This is a genomic window from Novosphingobium sp. ES2-1 (assembly GCF_015169775.1).
Taxonomy (GTDB): Bacteria; Pseudomonadota; Alphaproteobacteria; order Sphingomonadales; family Sphingomonadaceae; genus Novosphingobium; species Novosphingobium subterraneum.
Genome location: NZ_CP063446.1, coordinates 312,312 through 331,033 on the forward strand (window position 1 = coordinate 312,312; position 18,722 = coordinate 331,033).

Consider the following 18,722-nt stretch of genomic DNA (forward strand, 5'->3'; position numbering starts at 1 on the left):
TTCCGAGAAGATCAGATCGCATGCAAAATCGTCCGCCAGCGCAGCACGACCGTGATTTTCAAGAGATCAGGTGCCTTGTCGGACGGGGAGGGACCAAACCGTTTCAGCAGTATGAGGGGGCGTGACCACATCTGCGCCGAAGGGGTCAACGCTGGGGATGGTTCATCCGGTACTCGACCTCGATCTGGTTGCGGTCGATCGAGCCACCTGAAAGGGCCAGAACATTGGCATCCGGTTTCGGAGTATCCTTGCTCGCCGCAAACATCAGCCGTTCGACCACCCAGCGCAGTGCACGGTCATTGTTGTTCGCGATGTTCCACTGCACCGCTTCCCGGATCGGGGGGATGTCGAATGGAATTTCGCGCATGACAAGCGGCATCGATCGCACCACGATCTCTGCCATGCGTCGATGCATGGTTGCAATGCGCTTCGTGCCAAGGATCAGACCGGGCAGCGACAGGAAGGAGGGAGCCACGACTTCGACCCGGCGCTGCTGCTTTTGCCGCCTGACAAACCAGTCCTCGAAGGCTGGCACGCGCGCCTTGCCGAAACGCGGACTGACGTGTCCCAGTGCGAAGTACAATTCCTTGGTCATCGGGCCTGCCAATGCCGGATTATTCTGATCGCCAACCACGACGTAGTCATCCTCAAACAGCAGCTGGCTCGGGTGGTCGGCGGAGATGGCGTAGTCGATGGTCAGAAGCAGATCGATATTGCCGCGCTCGATCGCTTCGATCGGGGTGTCGTTCATCGGCTGAATTTCGAACCGCATGCCGGGCGCGTCCCGCTCCATTCCAGCCAGAACCCCAGCCAACAGGACTTCGGTTGAATAGTCGGAAGCCATAAGCCGGATCGCGCGATCCGCAGTTGCCGGATCGAATGGCGGCGCGACGGCAACCGTGGTGCGGATCTGCTCGAGCACCGCGCGTACGGGCTCGATGAGCTCTTCAGCCCGAGCGGTCAGGATCATGGTTCTTCCCTTGACCACGAGCAACTCGTCGCCAAAGTACTCGCGCAAGCGACCAAGCGCGCTAGACGTGGCAGATTGCGAAAGGCACAACCTGTCGGATGCAAGGCTTACGCTCCGCTCTGTCAGGAGCGCGTCGAGAGCCACCAGCAGATTTAGATCGAGACGCCCGAACCGCATTGCCATCTCCCGTGCTCCCGTCAGATCGCAGCGAGAGCGTTGGAGACCAGTCTAGCAAGATCTCCGTCATGCGCAAAACCTGCCCGCATGGCTGCCGCAGTCTGGAGAGGCGGCTGCGCAGCAAAGGCAGCTTCAAGTGCCTCGTCATTGCCATAACTCACCAGCGCTTCAGACACGCCGCATTGTCGCGCGATCTCCGCCGCGAGGTCGCCCATGGAGACGCGCAGTGCTGGAAGGGTCACGGCCCGAGTGGTGGGCAAGCTGGATGTATTCAACCCGACTGCATGGCGGAAGTTCTCGGCGCACTGCCGGACGGACTGTGCCCAGATCGTTCCCCCGGCGGAAACCGGGCAGAAGAACTGCTCGCCAGCCTTCAGCGCGTGGAACAGATCGGACATGAACGCCGACTTCATGCCGGACGGTCCCTTCGGCCGGGCGAGAATACCTGGCAGTCTGACAGTCACCCCGTCAATCAGGCCGCGGTTGGAGAACATGGCCACGGCATGCTCCATCATCGCCTTGTGCCCGCCATAGATCATTTTCGGGCTCAGCGGCGTCGCGTCATCCACGACAGGTGGCAGAGGATCGCCGAACACGGCAATGGAACTGGCATAGACCACCTTCACACCATTGTTTGCAGCCGAAGCCTCGAGCAATAGATCATACATGGCATCGACATTGATGCGTCGTGACGCTGCCGGGTCCGTCTCAGCGGCTCCCCCCGGAACGGTGGCAAGGTGGACAAGGGCATCACATCCTGATCCGATCGCGCGTCTCCGGACCTCCGCATCTCCGAGATCGCCGGCAATTGCCTTGGCACCTTCAGGGATGGCATCGGCAGAAAAGTCCATGCCCGTCACCTGATGGCCGGCATGGAGAAGCAGGCGGACAAGCTCGCGTCCAACGAAGCCACCAGCGCCGGTCACCAGGATATTCATCTTCAAGTCCTCAGAAGTTGGCCGAGAAGCGCAGCCCATAAGTACGCGGTGCGCTGTAATGCGCGACGGCAACGCCCATCGGCGAGGACTGCGGCGTAAGATTGCGACGCTCGTTCTCGATGTTCTGGACATATGCCGTCAGGCCCCAGGCGCCCTCGGGCGCACGCAGGCTGACAGAGGCACCAGTCGTCCAGTAGGCAGGGACGCGCTCGAAATCGAGAAACTCGAACGCTGCCCACTGGCTGTCGCGCCACGCGGTATCGACGTTGGCAACCAGTTCGAGATCATTGCCAAGCGGTACAACCTGTTCGGCCGAAAGGTTCACCGTCCACTTCGGGCTGAACAGGAGTTGCTTGCCAGAGCAGTCGTAGCTGATGATCGGCGAACCGTTGCTTGTCGTTCCGGCCGAACCTGAAACCGGGCAATTGAAATTGTCGAACGGTATGGCCGAGGTCAGGGTCAATTCCTCGTACTTGCTGTCAAGATACTGCACCTTGGCACCAAGCGTCGTGCCGCTCGCCGGCTTCACGATCACGTCCACATCGAAGCCCTTGATGGTCGATCGACCCGCATTCTCGTTCGAACTGATCAGGGTGCCGTTTGAATCCACTGTGAAATACGTGATCTGCTGATCGCGGTACTTCCAGATGAAGCCTTCAAGGTTCACCTGCAGCTTGTTGTTCAGGAAACGGTTCTTCGAGCCGATGGTGTATGCGGTGATGAACTCGGGCTTGTACTTTTCCTTCAAAGGGGAATCGACCATCTGGATGCCGCCTGCGCGATAGCCGGATTCCACCGTGGCATAGACAAGGCTGGTTGGCGTCACATCGAATTCGGCAGAGGCCTTCCACGTCACTCTCGAGAAGGTGTCGGTGTCGTTGATGTTGTTGTACGTCTTCAGGATGATCCCGTTGGCACCGTTCACCATGGGATAGATGATCTGGCCCGACTTTGTCGTATTGCTGGGCGGGCTGATCGCGACATTGGTGTTGATGAAGCCTTTGCTGCCCAGCCAGCCAATGGCATCGTCGGCGTTGAAGAAGTTGGGCAGGTGGGGCATCTGGCCAATGCAGAACGGCGGCGCACTCTCGTTGCAGACGGCAATGATGTTGTTGATCAGGCCGTTCACCGTCTTCTTGTCATGCGTATAGCGCGCGCCGCCGACAAGGCGAACGCGGTCCGAAACATGAGCAGTCAGTTGGCCGAACGCGGCAAGGCTCTCGGTCTTTGCCGTGTAGGTCTGGATCGGGAGCACGAACTCCTGATTGTAGATGTTGTTGGCGTCGATCGTCTCGTTGAAATAGAAACCGCCGACGACGTAGTCGAACATCCCTGCCTTGCCCGCCAGGCGCGCTTCGAGGCTGCTCTGCTTGGTATCTTCGCGCACGTCGCCGGTATTGAAGGCCGGCCCGTAGAATTCCGAACGCTCGCGGGTCTTGCGATAGGCTGGTATCACGGTGAGCTTGCCAATGCCGGTCTGCAGGTTGAATTCGGCGTTCACGCCCCAGTAAGTGATGTCCTGGCTGGGGTCGCTCTGCATCGGGCGGCGGAAATCCAGGCCGGGCCCGCCCAGCTGCGTCGAAATCCATGCGCGCGAGGCTTCGCTGTTGAAGCCCTCCGACTGCGCGAGGCCCGACGAGACGAAGGTATAGCCGCTCCCTGTAGGAACGAAGGCACCAAGATAATTGCCGCCCACGCCCTTGCCGCCGACGTGGCTGTAGTCCGCACCGAGACGCACCGACAGGTCCGTCGAAGGCTCATAGAGGAACTGCGCACGCAGCGAACCGCGCTTGGCGTCGTCCGTGCCGTCCTTGTTGTAGCCATCGTGCGTCATGTAGGCGCCGGCAATGCGCAACGCGGTGTTCTCGCCGGTGGCGATGTTCGCGCGGGCGTCCACGTCGATCTGGTCGTAATTTCCGTAGGCGAGGTTGAAGCCCATGGAGTTTACGCCCAGTTCCGGGCGCGCCGGCAGCACGTTGATGGCGCCACCGGTGGCATTGCGCCCATACAGGATGCCTTGAGGGCCCTTGAGCACTTCAAACGCGCTGCAGATCGTAGAATGCCGCGCCGAAGACGCCGCCGCTGCGGCCGAGCACGACACCGTCATAGCTGGGCGTAACGGCCGGGTCGTTGTAGCTGCTCGTCGTGATGTTACCCACGCCGCGGATGAATACCGAGGCGACACCAGCGCCAGGCGCGGGAATGCTGAGCGAGGGCACCGCACGGGTCAGGTCTGCAGCGTTTCCGATGCCGCGCTGCAGCAGATCGTCGCCCTTCACCGCGTCGATTGGAATGGCAGCTTTCTGGATGCTTTCGGTCCGGCGCTGCGCGGTCACGACGATCTCGCCGATGCCGCTGTCGTCCAATACCTCGGCGGATTGCGGCGCAGCGTCCTGCGCGATGGCTGGCGTCGCGATCGCGAACGTCGAGATTGCAGTCGAGACTAGAAGCAGATTGCGCATTGTTCCCTCCCCAGGGCTGTTGTCGCGTGAATTTCTGCCGGGTCGATAGCCCGCATCCGCGCCAATATCCCACCGATTGTATCAATGGCTTTCCATCCATCGTTCGGATTTGAACACATCGCGGCGTTCGCTAGGTCATGGCATCATGACTGGGAAAGCTATCAGCAGCATCGCCACGGCGCTCGTCGTCGGCGGGGGAATTGGCGGTATGGCGTGCGCGATCAGCCTCGCCGAAAGGGGGGTGGCGGTCGAGTTGATCGACCTTGATCCGGATTGGCGCGTATACGGCGCCGGGATCACCATTACGGGCCCCACTCTCAGGGCCTATCGCGAACTGGGCTTGCTCGACGAGATCAAACAGTTCGGCGCGGTAACGAACAGGACCCGCTTGTTCAAATGCGATGGCAGCCACATGCTGGACTTGGATGAACCTGCTCTGGAAGAGGGGATTCCGGCGAACGGCGGCATCATGCGCCCCGTGCTGCACCGGCTCATGCAGAGCAAGGTCAGGGCGCTGAACATTCCGGTACGGCTCGGGATCACCGTTTCAGCGCTTGATGACAACGGAACCGGCGTAGACGTTCGCTTCTCGGACGATTCAACAGGCAGGTTCGATCTGGTTGTCGGTGCTGACAGTGTTTTCTCGGGGGTAAGGGACCTGGCTTTTCCGCACATGAAGCCCGCTGAACCGACCGGCCAGGGGTGCTGGCGAATCTCTATCCGCAAGCCTCCCGAAACTTGATTCCGCGGAGTTCTTTCTCGGCCATGCCCATCCTTGCGGCATAACCGTGTGCGCACCGGACATGATCTACATGTGGATGCTGACCCCGCACGTGGAGCGCGAGAGCTTCATGTCGGATGAGGAAATGTTCGAGACGCTCAAGGAGCTTCTGGCCGATTTCGGGGGCAGCGCCGGATGGATACGCGACAACATGTCCAAAGACGACTGGATCAACTATCGGCCGCTTTCGGCGGCCCTGCAGCCACGCGACTGGTTCAACGGACGGGTTGTCCTGCTTGGCGATGCCGTACATGCCACGACGCCGCACCTTGCATCCGGGGCTGGCATGGCGGTGGAAAGCGCGATCGTCCTCGCGCAGGAGCTGGCCAGCACCGATGACGTACGGGCCGCACTTCTGGCCTACCAGGAGCGCCGTTTCGACCGCTGCCGCGACGTGATCGAGACAAGCGTTGCGGTGGGAGCGCTGCAGTTGCAGAACGGGGACCCGAGCATTCACGCAACGATGCTGGGAGACGCCCTGCACCGCCTGAGCAATCCATTCTAGGATTACCTGGCACGCAAAAAGATACAGCGCGAGACTCCGCTCTCGCGCTGTTTTTTATGGACAATCTTCGTCCGGCAAAAAGAAAGGGCACCGCAGCCATGCCGCGGTGCCCCTGAATGTCGTTTGCTTTTGGCTATCTCGTGGTCACCACGATCGCGCCCTTGATCTTTCCGGGCTTGAGCGCGACGGGACGGCCGTTTAGCGTTATGCCAAGCGTGCCGGTGGCAGCCTCGATCTGCGCGCCGGGGTTCGGTCTCGAGCGCATTGAGATAGCTCGTGCCGGTGACAACCCAGCGGGATGACTTGTCCAGCGAGACCGTCAGGCCACCCTTTTCGCCCTTTACGGGAATCGCCGTGTTCGTGACGTGGCCAATCTCCTGAAAGGTTTCCTTCACCGGATCCTTGCCGCTCGCCGGGGCAACCGAAGACGTCGAGATGGTTCCAATGACCTCGGCATTCTCAAAGCGCAGCGCCATGGCGCCCTGCTTCGGCCGACCGTTCCAGAAGTTGCCAACCAGCTTCGTGTTGCGGAACGTGCCGATGATGTTCGGGTCCTTCGGCTTCTCGTCCGGACGCCCTCCCGTCGGGCCCATGCCGGGCGGTGGCGCCGAAGCCCCTGCCGGCGCATTCCCGCTCATCATTGCCTTGAGGAACGGATCGTCGTTCTCCATGCCCTGCAGGATGGTGCCTCCTGCCGCAGTGACCTTGGCCGAGTCCACGACGATCGTCGTGCCGATCCCCTTCACTTCGATGGCGACAAGCCCGGCGTGGAGTTCGCTGCCCTTGTCGATGGTTAGAACGCCGCCGCCGACGCCGGAATGCATCATCACGCCATAGCGCCCCGCCTCGACGAGGGTGCGGTCGGTCAGGGTGACCGACCCTTCCGCCGCCATGATCGCTCCGACATCTGCAGCACGGATCACGCTGCGGCGGAAGATGTTGTGCGAATCCCCGATGGAGTACGTGCCGTAGCCAGACTTCACCGCTTCGACGAGGCTGTCGGTGACCGTCATGCGCACGCGCTGGTTGTCATCGGTCGACAGGACGCCCCATCCCTCCGAGCGAATGTGCGAGTTGTTGATGAACATCGTGGCGCGGTCGACCAGGTTGCTTGACCGGACATTGCCCGAAAGGCCCAGCATCCATGGCACTTCCATCATCTTGCCGACGTCGACCGTGAACTGGTAGTCAGCCGGCAGCGTACCGTTGTAGGTCTCGATCTCGGCATTGTTGATGTGCATGACGCTGTCACCGCCCGCGAACAGCGCAGTGCGGATGGCGCCGCGGGTCCGGATGATCGGGCGATTGAGCGTTACTTCGGCCTTGCCCGTCGACATGACGGCTGCCCCGAACCCGGCAAAGTCATTGCCGCCGTTGCCGATGAAGTCGATCACCGGATGATCGATCGTGTACTTGCCTTCTCCGGTAACGATGATGCCGTTGAAGCGATCGCCTTCCGAGGCGATCCGGGCATCGGAAACGGTGCCCGCGCCGAACGATGCGGCACGAACCGCTGCACTTACCGATTTCGCCGCGACCGGCGCACCGTTCTCGACATAGAGCGCCGTGCGGAAGTGATGCAGCGGAAGCTCATGATACTTGACGGGAATGTCGTCCGTCACCGTGAGCACGACGTCGCCCGAATAGCGTCCCGGCGCAATTGCGCGTTCAACACCGTTGACAGTCAAGGTGAGAAGCTTGCCATCCGGTGCCGTCGGCAGGTTGCCCGCCACCAGAGTCAGTTCGGGCAAGGCCACGGTCTGGCCAACAACACCGCCAACTTCCTTGGCCGATGCCGCCGGTGCGCAAACTGAAACCGCAAGAATGATCGGAGCAAACACTGCCCCAATCATTCCGCTCGATGCCATATAACGTCTTTTCATCAGCAAAGCCTCTCCACTGGTTCAGACACCCGGATTAACCTTGTGCAATCGCTCCCACAATCGCCTACGAATGATCCTGACCATCCTGTTCCGGCGATACGTTTCAATCTGTATCAGAGTGGCGCGCGAACTCGAATTCCCGATACAATTGATACCTCCCACTCTGTATTCTACGATATATTCTCGCCATCTCATCAGCACCCCGCCCGGCCCGGCAAGATCTCCTGCCAAGGCAATCCGCCCGAAATGACGGAACGCTCCCCCATAGGAAGTCGATATCTGTGACCGGTTTCAGAACTTGGTTGCCCGAGAATGATCTGCATTCTCGGATCTGTGGCGCAGGATTTTGTTGGCCGAGAATGGCCCGGCCGAACAGCAGTGTTTCATCGACACCAACAGCGGCCAGATTTTTTCCCGCGCACCGTCTGGGAAGGAACGGTCCCCTTCCTGCGCTAGGGCCGTATCAGGATCGAAGACGCGAAGATCTCCGAGCGGGAACTTTCCCACTCCGGCGCGTGGCGATGCCGGCTGCCTGCACCCAGACCATTGACAAGAGCCGGTTGCCCAGCCGCGAGGAACTGCTGCGCGTTGGCCAGGCCATGTTCGACAGCGCGATCGCGCTCTCGGATCAATGCCCCTGATGGAGACGGCTGTCTCCCCGTCGAAGGAGCCGAATGAAGGAAGTACAACGGCCAGCCCGCCGACAGGGGCGCGCAATCGGCCCGGCGCCCTGCTTGTTCAAGTCAGTGTCATCACCGGATATTCCCGATGTCATCCTCGCCCCGCCGCTATTTCCAGAAAAATTCCCTGTTCTTTCGGCGCTTGCGCAGGTCCCACCAGATCTGAAATCCAGTCACGCTGAGGACCAGCAGCGCAATCCCGCATAACAGGCTGACGATCCGCCCCCCAGCCAAACGTGTAACCCGCGTGAAGGTCCTGCAGCACTATATGGAAATCAGCCGGGCGCGGCGGTTCGATAATGCGCTTGCCGGTTGTCGCGTCGATCTTGATCTGCTGCTGCCGGGGGCAAGTCCATCTGCCGCGACCAGCGTCACGTGCGTGGCATCCAGATTGATCTGGAGGGACCTCACCGGAAAGTCGGTCTCGGAACGTGCCGTTGCCGCCAGCGTGCCGACCATGGCCTCAAGCTCGGCATCGGATGGCAAATTTCGTGGCGGCGCCTGGATGCTATGATCCGAACCCGGCGGCTTTTGCCCGAGACGGATCATGTCGACATGCAGCAGCGTTCCGGTCAGCGCGACGAAGCCCAGCAGAAGGGCAGAGGGCAAGCCGAACCATCTGTGCCAGCGGCGCATCTTCATGACTGCATCCCGCCCCACCCTCAGCCGGAGAAGACCAGGCTTCCGCCCGAGGGCAGCTTGCGCGTCGCGGAGACGCCAGCCCCGCGAACCTGAACCGTCACGCCTGCCGTCGCGTCGATCGCGCCCAGCGTGGCGCTGTCAGCAGCAGTGACAACGGAGTTTTCGTTCGCAGTCCATTTGCCGCCGCCCTTGATGGCCAAAGTGACGTCCTTGAGCGCGCCCGTAAGGGAAGCATGGTCGAGCACGACCATCGTCGTGCGATCCGGGTCGGTATCGATGATGCCGCCCTCCAGTTCCGAGTTGGTGACGGTCAGGAGAACGCCGGGCACCGGCTTGCCATTGGTCTTCGTCGCGTTGGCGTCATCGTTCTTGCGGACTTCGAGCAGGACGTTCTTGGCGCTTGCGACCTTGCTCGAGGCGATGGCGATATTGGCGTTGGCGCTCTTTACCAGCAGCGCGCTGCCCCGGGCCACGACGTTCGAATTTGCGATCTCGAAGGTTGCTTGCTCGGTGATGTCGAAGGCCATGACCGAATGGATCATCATCACGTTATCGGCCGCCGTGCCGGTCACGCCGTCGTAGCGCGTCCGTGCCTTGCCAGCGATGATTCCCATCATCCCTCCGCTATCGATGCTCGAGCGGTTGACGACCACGTTCGCCCCAAAATCGGCGTAGGTGCCATAGCCGGCGCGACGCACCCTGATCACGCAATCGTTGGCTTCAAGATACAGGGCATCGCCCGCAGCATCGGTCGAAAGCGCGCCCCAACCGTCGGCTTCGATCGTCGAATTGTAAACGTAGGTCCGCGAGTTGCTCATCGCCAGCAGGGTGCGCGCGGTGCCGACGAGGCCGAGCGGCGCAGGCGGCTCCATCATGCCGGGACCGATGCGCGGCTTGTAGTCGGCCGGCAGCGGGCCGCCGTTGGCAACGAGCTTGCTGCCATAGATCTTCACGGTCGCATTCTCGGCCGCGACCAGCGCAGACGAGATCGGCCCGTTGGTCTCGATGGTGGAATCGGTCAGGACGAGCGCCGCGCCGTCGCGCGCCAGAATCCCGGCGCCAGTACCAAGAAAGTCGTTGGTACCGGTGCCCGAAAGACGGATTTTCGTGCGCTTGATTGTGATAGCCGTCTTCCCGCCTTCAGCCAGGATCGGGTTGAAGGCGTTCTGTGCTGATGTGATTGTGGCACTTTCGACCAGCGTCGCGGTCGCGGTTGCCAAGGCAGCGTCCTTCGGCGACGCGGCATTGAAGGCACCGTCGGTAATACGCAGGCCGGTGGTGTACTTGGTTGCGGCCATGGTAGGCATTGCCGGCATGCCGCCCGGAGGGGGGGCGCCAGCGCCAGGGCCATTTCCCGGGGGCGGAGCTGGTTGGGCGTGGGAGGTAACTGAAAATAGTGCTGCTGTAGTAGCCAGCATGACCGCAAGACGCATGCGTAACCTCTTCCCGATTTCGACAGGTGGCAAGCCGACCTGCGCTTTGAACTTTGGTTTTTCCCGAGATCTGAAGGCAGTGCCGTTCACGCGAACATGAACGGCACTGCCGCGGCGCCCCCCAGCGTCGCAGATCAGAACTTGTAGTTGGCGGTAAGGCCGTAGGTCCTCGGAGCGGCAAGCTGCGCGTATCCGAAGAAGTGCGACTGCTTGATTGCCTGATCGTTCACGTTCTTGATGTAGCCTGTGAATGTCAGGCTGTCCGAGAATGCAACCTGGACCGAAACGTCACCTGTGGCATAGTCGTTCTGCACCGAAGGATGCGTATCGGCCACCACGGTGGTTTCCGGATATACGTTCGATGCGGACGAGAACCGGAGGTCGGCGCGCGGGGTGATCCTCAGGTTCCCGAACTCGAAGGCATGCTCGTAACCGGCCTTGACCGACCACTTCGGGCTGTTGGGGAACGGCACGCCCACGTAGAAGCCGTCGAGACCGTCCAGACGCGAGTCAAGATAGGTGACCGAAGCATTGAAGCGCCCGCGTCCACCCACGGCGATCACCGTCTCGGCTTCAACACCGTACTCGCGGCCCGGCATCGTCGGTACGAACAATTGCGGCGGGAACACCGTGAAGTTCGCGATCACCAGCTGGAAGGCCGAGTAGTCGTAGTAGAAGCCGGTAAGGTTGAAGAGCATATCGCCGCCGGCGAGCTTGTTCTTCAATCCGATCTCATAGGACGTCATCGTTTCCGGTTCGAACGTGCCGAGCCCGAAGCTGTACCCGCCCTGGCGATAGCCCGAGGCGATGGTGCCATAGAGCTTGGACTTGCCCCCGAACAGGTCGGCTTCCAGGCCGGCACGATAGTCGAAATGCTCGTCATTGAGTGGCGTCAGCGCTCCGGTCAGGTCGAGGCTGTCGACGTTCTCGCCGCTCACCTTTTCCCAAGTGTAGCGAACCCCGCCGATGGCGCGGACCGTATCGGTGATCGGAACGGTGATCTGACCGAAGATGCCATCGGTCTGCGACCGGCGTATTTCGGGCTCGTACGATTCAGCGCGCGCCTGATCTGCCGAGAGGCAGGTGCCCGAGGCAACCGGGCCCGGAGGTGAGCCGACCGGAAGCGCACTGAAGCCCGCCGCCGGGATGACGTAGTTGCCATCGACGTCCTGGCACGGCGTCGACACGGCCTGGGTGATGTTGCGGCTCTTATAGTGGTAGAAACCCACACCCCAGTCGAACGGCGAGCCCGGCTGCGAAGCGTAGCGGACCTCGATCTGCTCCTGACGCGTGAGCTTGGGATCCAGCGAGTCCGCAAGTGAACCACCGAAGGCACCGATGGTGCGTCCCTTGGTGATCTGCAGCGACGGCAGGATGCTCAGGGTGCCCGGCCCGATGTCCGCGCGCAGTTCACCCCAGTACTTGTAGGAATTGACGCGCTGGAAGCCGACCGACACGTCGGTCGTCTCACGCGTACCGGCAAGGATGCTGGCGATCGGCACGGCACCCGGACCCTGGCCACGCAGCGCCGAATGCTCGACGCCGAGCAGCAGGCTGACATCGTCCGAAGGCTTGAACAGCAGCTTCGCACGGCCGGCATACGACTTGTTGTCGTCATGGCCATTGCTCATGTAGCCATCGCGCGAGATCCCGGCACCCGAGACACGGATCGCAACCTTGTCGCCAAGGGGCACGTTCAGCGCACCCTCGCCGTGGATCAGCGAATAGTTGCCGCCCTCGAGGCCAACATAGCCCTCGACCTTGTCGAGAACCGGGTTCTTCGAAACGACGTTTACGATGCCGCCTACCGAGTTGCGGCCATAGAGTGTGCCTTGCGGACCACGCAGGACCTCGACCCGATCAAGGTCGTAGAAGCCGACCGAGGCGTTTTCGGCACGGCTTGAGTAGGCACCGTCGAAGTTTGTGCCTACCGCGCCCTGCCCCATCTGCGGCGGCAGCGACAGACCGAGGCCGCGGATAGAGACCAGGAAGCCGCGTGCGGCACCCTGCACGACGACCGCCGGCTCGTTCTTGAGCACGTCATCGATCTTCGTGGCGCCAGACTTGGCGATCGCATCACCCGTCACGACGGTCAGCGCGATTGGCGTGTCCTGAATCGAACGCGAGAACTTGTCGGCAGTAACGACAATCTCGGGAAGGCGGCCGTTGTCGTCTCCAGCCGCAGACTGGTCAGCCGACGACTGGGCGAGCGCCGGAATGGACAGCGCGGCAAGGCCCGCGGCTGCGCAAGACGCCAAAAGGCGCGGTGTGATCTGTGACAAAATCCCCTCCTCTTAGACACAATTCTTATGTGCAGCTTCTGGTTGAACGTATGGGACCGGTTGCACAAACTGAAGGATTCGGACGATACCTATCCATCCGACCGATAGGTCGTCGGGTCGCCCGTCAAACTCCGACGAAGCGGATTATCTGGCTATCTGGTCTGCTGATCCCCGATTGCGATCAGTCGCGCGCAGCGCGCCCGACAGTGCTGCTGCGGATCACCAGTTCGCCCTGAACCCGCAGAACTTCCTTCGGCACTTCCGAACCGCGTATTGCGGAGATGAGGCGTTGCCAGGCAGTGTCGACGATTTCTGGGACAGGCACGGCATAAGTCGTGAGGTCGAAGGCAGGCCACGCGGCAATCGGAACATTGTCGAAGCCGGCGATCGCGACATCCTCACCGGGCACAAGCCCGCAACCGACAACCGCCTGCAGACAGGACAGGGCCATGAGATCGGTTACGCAGAAGATGCCGGTGGGACGGTCGGGCAACCGCAACAGTTCCGCTGTCACGCGGGCCGTGGTCTCGAAATCGTATTTTCCGCAAGCGACGATCGGCTCAGGCAACCCTGCTCTCAGCATGGCATCCCTGAAGAACGCCGTTCTCTCAACGCTGGCCGAACTTTCGGCAAGGCCATTGATGACAGCCGTCCGGGTAATTCCCAAAGACTGAAAATGCTGCGCAACCGCCTCCCCGCCATGCCTGTTGTCCGCAGAAACCCCGCCAACCTGTGCCGTCAGATCGACATTGTTCAGCATGATGACCGGGACGCCGGCATCCTCGCATTCGCTGGCTACCCGGGTGGCAAAGGAGGTTGAAGCCATGATCACGCCATCAAGCCTGAAGCCGAGAAGTTCATCGAGAACTGGCTCGAGCCCGGCCTCGCCGCGCGTTTCGAAGAGCACGCAGCGGTAGCCATCCAGACTGAGGCGGTCGTTCAACCTGTCGACCAGCTCGGGATAGAACTGGTTATCGAGTGCCGTGATGGCGAGGCCAATCAGGTTCGAACGATTGGTCGAGAGGGCGCGGGCGGCATTGCTGGGTCGGTAGCGGAGCTTGCGCGCAGCCTCGAAGATCCGCTCGCGCACCTCGGGCGCCACATACCCACCGTTGTAGGCACGCGAAACTGCCGACTTGGATACGCGAGCCAACCGGGCAACATCCGTCCCGGTGGGCACCTTGCTCTTGCTCATCACCACGAGTTTTGGCGCACTGCACAACCCGCTGCAACCGGAATAATGCAGATCGGGTACCGCGACCATGTCTTTCCGGAAAAGGGGGCGGGCGCGAACCGAACATGGTCCGCGCCCCCCCTCACCTCAGAACGAACGGCGGACCGAAACCGACCAGGTCCGCGGGCGGCCCGGCTGTCCCGATGCAGTGCCTGCACCGAACGCTTCCTGCAGCAGGGTCAGGAAGTAGTACTTGTTCGTCAGGTTCTGCACTTCGAGCGTGACGCCCCAGTCCTTGGCATCCGATTGCCAGCCGAGACGGGCATTGGCGAGGAAATAGCCGTCAATCCGGTTGGACAGGCGCAGCGTGGTGATCGGCCCGCCGCCACCGGCATTGCTGAACGGCGAAGGCGTTACCGGGCTGTTGGCCGGAACCGTGCTGCTTACCGCCAGGCTGTCGATATTGGCGGCCTCGGTGTAGATCTTCGATTGATAGGCACCATCGAGGCGGACCGTGACCATGCCCTTGAGCACGTCCGGAATGTCATACTGCACGCCGATCGCCGCCTTCCACTTCGGCGTATAGGGCGTCACGTCGTTCAGCGTCACCCCGGTCGAGAGCGTATCGACCTTCTGGTACTTGAAATCGAGGTAGCTGAGCGAACCGTCGATCGTGAAGTTGTCGACCGGACGGATCAGCGTCTCCACTTCGAAACCCTTCACGTGGGCCGATCCGACGTTCGACGGCCGCAGGCACGGGGTGGCCTGCGAAGACCCGCCCGGACCCGCCGTGGCAAGGTCAAGGCAGTTCACGCTCGACAGGATGATGTTCTTGTAATCGTTGAAGAACGCCGAGACGTTGAGGCGCAGCTTGCGATCGAACAGGTCAGACTTGAACCCGGCTTCGTAGGCAGTGATCGTCTCGGGCCGGAAGGCCGTGGCCTGGCTCGGGAAGAACGGGCGCGGATTGACGCCGCCGGCGCGATAGCCGGTCGATACCTGTGCGTAGAACAGGAACTCGGGGCTGAAGCGATAGTCCGCCGCCACGCGCCAGTCGACGCGGTTGTCGCGGAACTTCGCGGTCAGGCCGTCAAGCCCGAAAAGCAGGCAGTTGGGCTGGTTGCCGATGCCGGTCGGACCTGCAGTGGGCGCGCCGAGGAAGAAGTTGCACGGACCCTGGATGTTGGTTCCATCCGGATTCTTGCGGACGTAGCCATAGTCCTTCTCGTCCCATGACTGGCGGATGCCGCCGGTCAGGTTGGCCGCATCGCTCAATGCATAAGTGAAGTTGGCGAAGATCGCCTTGTTCTTGGCCGGCGTCGGATCGGGCCCGTGGCGGAAGTCGATCCCGGCATAGTTCAGGTTGATGCGGCCGGTGAAGGTGCCGCGCGTATCGAAGTAGAAGCCGCCCACGGTGAAATCGAGCTTGTCGTCGAGCACCTTGCCCGACAGACGCAGTTCCTGGCTCCACTGACGGTTCTTCTGGGTCTGGTTGAGGTTGTTGTTGGCGATCGGCGAACCGTCGGAATCGTAGGACCAGTCTGCCGTGTACTGGCGCCATGACGTGATCGACTTGAGCTTGAGCTGGTCCGAAACGTCAACGTCGATGGTCAGCGCCGCGCCGTAGTTGTCCAGATCCGAATGCGGATCGGTGAACGTCGGCTTGTAGGGCATCTGGCTGTCGGGCCGGGCCGGGTCCGCATAAGTCGCATAGGAGATATAGCGGCGATCGTATCCGGTGATCGTGTCGCAGCTGTTCACCCCGTTGGGCACGAACATGCAGTTGAGCGGAATGCCCGCGCCGTTGGTACCTTGCAGGAACGGACGGCCACCGGTGAAGGTCGCATTCGGGCCGTCGAACACTGCAGAGGTATTTGCATAGAGCAGCACGTTTGCGCCCGGCTCGTTGCGCTCGCGCGTGTAGTCGCCAGAAAGGTTGATATCCACCGTCTCGGTCGGCTGCCAGCGCAGCGAGACCTTGCCCGCCACCGACGACGTGCCGCCGACATTGCCCAGCACCGGGTTCGCGCCCTTGGCAAACGTCGGGACATTCGTGCCCGGATGGGTCAGGTTGTAATCGAGCCGCTTGACGTAGCCATCGATATTCTTGGTCACGCCCGCCACGCGCATGAACAGGTTTTCCGACAGCTTGAGGTCGAACAGCCCGCGCACGTCGATGCGGTTGTAGCGGCCATAGGTCGCCTCCATCGAACCGCTGTTGCTGCCTTCCGGTTTCTTGGAATAGAGCTTGATCGAACCGCCCAGCGAGTTGCGCCCAGCCAGCGTGCCCTGCGGCCCGCGCAGCACTTCCACGCGGTCAAGATCGGTCAGGTCCAGCAGCGAACCGGTCAGCGTCGGCAGGTATACGTCATCGATGTACATGCCCACGCCCGGCTCGAGCGCAAAGTTGGGGTCGGTCTGGCCGACGCCGCGGATGAAGGCGATGATGCCGGGGCCGAGTTCTTGGCCCTGCGGTTTGAGCGTTACGTTGGGCGCCTGCGCGGCGATTTCCGACACGTTGGTCTGCCCGCGCTGCTGCAACAGCTCGCCGCTCACAGCCGTGATCGCCAGCGGGGTATCCTGAAGGTTCTGGGCGCGGAACTGCGCGGTGACGACGATCTCGTCGGTCGTTGGCACCTTTTCCTCGGCAGCATCCTGCGCCAGGGCGGTTCCGGTCATCGACAGGGCAAGCAGGCTCGCGCCCGCGCGAAGCAGTTTCATCATCCTCTCCTCCCACGCCGTGCCCGGTTGCAACCTAGAGGCTTTTCACCTGTCGGCACGCTCCGATTTTTTCGGATCGCGGCCTTTCGGTCGAAGCATCGGCGATATCGGGAGTATGCCCGATTTCATGTTATGGTCAATAGCAACTTTTGGTAGAATTGGCGTGACTGGTTGGTGATGCAAAACCGCCCCGGCGATGATAGGCAGCAGGCATGAAACATCCGCTCGATCCCATGCTGGGCTTTCATCTGGTGCGGACCGCGAACCTTGCCCTGCGCGCCGTCAACGCCTCCTATGGCGATCTTGGCCTGCGCCATCCCGACGCTGCGGTCCTGCTGGTCATCGAGGCCAATCCGGGCATCACGCAAAGCGCCATCGGCAAGATGCTCAAGATCCAGCGCTCCAACATCGCGACTATGGTCTCGCGGCTGGTGGATCGCGGCCTGCTCGAACGCCGGCCGGGCAAGGGCAAGACCATCGGCATGTTCCTGTCCAGCCAGGGCCAATCGGTCATGCCTCGCATTCACGCCGCCTCGCACGAGGGTGAGGCCCTGCTCACCGATGCCATCGGCGAGGACGCCTACCGCGCCGTTCTCGAAACGCTCCGGAAGATTCGCTAGGCTACCCGCCGCAACTCGGGCACCTGGTGGCTGTGGTGTCCCGAGAAGACCGCCACCGCCGTGGCAAGCCTGCCCGATGTCGTGGCCATGCTGCGCGTTGCCGCCGCGCTCTGTTCCACCATGGCCGCGTTCTGCTGCGTTGCGAGGTCAATCTCGCTGATTGCCTGGTTGACCTTCAGGGCATAGGCCGCCTGTTCTTCGGTCAGTTGCGCGGCTTCGACCACGCCCGTGCTGATCTCGGTCACCTTGCCGATGATCGCATGGAGCATCACGCCCGTGCCTTTGACCAGTTCGGCGCCCCGATCCACCTGCTCCCGGCTTGCCGAAAGCAGCTTCTTGATATTGTCGGCCGCTTCCGACGATCGCTGCGCCAGCGCCCGCACCTCATTCGCCACAACGGCAAAGCCGCGCCCCATCTCGCCCACGCGCGCAGCCTCGACTCCCGCGTTCAGCGCCAGCAGGTTGGTCTGGAAGGCGATGCCGTCGATGATCTCGGCGATCTGGACCACCTCCTGAGCGCTCTGCTGGGCATCGTCCATTGCGCTGATCGCCTCGCGCACCGCCTCGCGGCCCTGCGTCGCCTCGCTCTCGGTATCGTGCGCCGATACCCTCAGGTCTGCCATCGACCGTGATGTCTTGTTGAGACCACTGCTCAGTTCATCGATGGCGCGCGCGCAATCCTGCACATTGTTGGCCTGCCGCTCGGTGCGCGAAGCCAGGTTCTCGGTTGCTGCACGAATTTCGTCGGTCGAGGTGGCAATGTGGCTGCTGCTGTCGGCCACGAGGCCGATCGTCGCGGAAGGCCGTTCCAGCGCCTTGTTGAAATCGTCCTCGACCTGTCGGAAGCTTTCCGGCAGGTCGCTCATCCGCGTCGAAAGATCGCCTTCGGCCAGCGCACGCAACGATACGCCCATCTTGCCCAGCACGATGTCGCGCGTGGTCTTCTCGGCCATTTCGAAGTAGGTCGAAAGGGCGATGTCCATGTCGATCATCGACACCTTGACCAAGGCCACCAGATCCTTGGCCATCCGCCGCCTTGCCGGCGAAAAGCGCCCTGCCCCGCGCAGCACCATCGCCTCGATCATGTGCTCGAGGATCAGCGCATAGCCGCCGATGTACCACTTGGGCTCGAGACCGATGCGGGCATGGGTATTCCCGATCGTCAGTGCGCGCTCGTGATAGGCCTGGTCGAGCCCGTCCTCGAACACCCTGATCCAGTGGTCGGCTTGCGCATTGCGGGCGTGGCGCACCCGGTCCGACGAGGAGAAGAACTTGCCCAGCGCAGGAGTGGCGCCGAGCTTGTCGTAGAACTTCTCCAGCCCGCCATCCACCGTCCGCGCCACGAAGCGCGCCAGCCGATTGAAGCTGCCCTCGTTCCTGCCCAGTTCGTAGAAGCCAATGCGTTCCTGCAGATCCCGTGCGACGACCATGTACAATCCTTTCCGGTACAGGCC

At 61.8% G+C, this 18,722-nt stretch carries 14 protein-coding genes; 3 read left to right on the forward strand and 11 right to left on the reverse strand.

The features are described from left to right. Positions 1-145: 145 nt before the first annotated feature. From IM701_RS16775 to IM701_RS16790, 4 genes are read right to left on the reverse strand one after another with little or no spacing between them, the layout of a single operon-like run. Positions 146-1,153 carry a LysR family transcriptional regulator gene (locus IM701_RS16775; RefSeq protein ID WP_230487879.1) on the reverse strand — a complete coding sequence of 336 codons (1,008 nt, stop codon included), beginning with the start codon at positions 1,151-1,153 and terminating at the stop codon, positions 146-148. Positions 1,154-1,167: 14 nt separating this feature from the next. Beyond that, positions 1,168-2,085, reverse strand: a complete 918-nt coding sequence (locus IM701_RS16780) for an NAD-dependent epimerase/dehydratase family protein (protein ID WP_193828490.1) — start codon at positions 2,083-2,085, stop codon at positions 1,168-1,170. 10 nt (positions 2,086-2,095) lie between these two features. Further along, positions 2,096-4,120, reverse strand: coding sequence for a TonB-dependent receptor (locus IM701_RS16785; protein WP_193828491.1), 2,025 nt, complete (start codon positions 4,118-4,120; stop codon positions 2,096-2,098). A gap of 1 nt (position 4,121) precedes the next feature. Then, on the reverse strand, positions 4,122-4,547 hold the full coding sequence (locus tag IM701_RS16790; RefSeq protein WP_193828492.1) for a TonB-dependent receptor plug domain-containing protein: 426 nt from the start codon (positions 4,545-4,547) through the stop codon (positions 4,122-4,124). A gap of 76 nt (positions 4,548-4,623) precedes the next feature. On the opposite strand from IM701_RS16790, the gene IM701_RS16795 reads away from it, so the two are divergent. Together IM701_RS16795 and IM701_RS16800 are read left to right on the forward strand one after the other, a co-directional pair. After that, a complete protein-coding gene (locus tag IM701_RS16795; RefSeq protein WP_193828493.1) occupies positions 4,624-5,289 on the forward strand; it encodes an FAD-dependent monooxygenase in 666 nt (221 codons plus the stop codon). 46 nt (positions 5,290-5,335) lie between these two features. After that, on the forward strand, positions 5,336-5,833 hold the full coding sequence (locus IM701_RS16800) for an FAD-dependent monooxygenase (RefSeq protein WP_370584371.1): 498 nt from the start codon (positions 5,336-5,338) through the stop codon (positions 5,831-5,833). A gap of 2 nt (positions 5,834-5,835) precedes the next feature. Here the strand turns inward: IM701_RS16800 and IM701_RS16805 are convergent, their stop codons facing one another. The 6 genes from IM701_RS16805 to IM701_RS16830 form a co-directional block, all read right to left on the reverse strand. Next, positions 5,836-7,716 (reverse strand): hypothetical protein, encoded by a 1,881-nt coding sequence (locus IM701_RS16805; protein ID WP_193828495.1) that lies wholly within the window; start codon positions 7,714-7,716, stop codon positions 5,836-5,838. Positions 7,717-8,660: 944 nt separating this feature from the next. Continuing rightward, on the reverse strand, positions 8,661-9,038 hold the full coding sequence (locus IM701_RS16810) for a hypothetical protein (RefSeq protein WP_193828496.1): 378 nt from the start codon (positions 9,036-9,038) through the stop codon (positions 8,661-8,663). 20 nt (positions 9,039-9,058) lie between these two features. Further along, positions 9,059-10,336, reverse strand: a complete 1,278-nt coding sequence (locus tag IM701_RS16815) for a hypothetical protein (RefSeq protein ID WP_193828497.1) — start codon at positions 10,334-10,336, stop codon at positions 9,059-9,061. A 269-nt stretch (positions 10,337-10,605) separates the two neighbouring features. Then, on the reverse strand, positions 10,606-12,753 hold the full coding sequence (locus IM701_RS16820) for a TonB-dependent receptor (protein ID WP_193828498.1): 2,148 nt from the start codon (positions 12,751-12,753) through the stop codon (positions 10,606-10,608). A gap of 181 nt (positions 12,754-12,934) precedes the next feature. Next, positions 12,935-13,948: a LacI family DNA-binding transcriptional regulator gene (locus tag IM701_RS16825; RefSeq protein WP_193828499.1), complete on the reverse strand. Its 1,014-nt coding sequence runs from the start codon at positions 13,946-13,948 to the stop codon at positions 12,935-12,937. A gap of 126 nt (positions 13,949-14,074) precedes the next feature. After that, complete coding sequence (locus IM701_RS16830; RefSeq protein WP_230487880.1) at positions 14,075-16,648, reverse strand: TonB-dependent receptor; 2,574 nt, start codon at positions 16,646-16,648, stop codon at positions 14,075-14,077. 212 nt (positions 16,649-16,860) lie between these two features. On the opposite strand from IM701_RS16830, the gene IM701_RS16835 reads away from it, so the two are divergent. Continuing rightward, on the forward strand, positions 16,861-17,268 hold the full coding sequence (locus tag IM701_RS16835; protein ID WP_052242602.1) for a MarR family winged helix-turn-helix transcriptional regulator: 408 nt from the start codon (positions 16,861-16,863) through the stop codon (positions 17,266-17,268). Here IM701_RS16835 and IM701_RS16840 read toward each other — a convergent pair. After that, positions 17,265-18,698 carry a methyl-accepting chemotaxis protein gene (locus IM701_RS16840; protein ID WP_193828501.1) on the reverse strand — a complete coding sequence of 478 codons (1,434 nt, stop codon included), beginning with the start codon at positions 18,696-18,698 and terminating at the stop codon, positions 17,265-17,267. The genes IM701_RS16835 and IM701_RS16840 overlap by 4 nt on opposite strands. Positions 18,699-18,722: the final 24 nt, after the last annotated feature.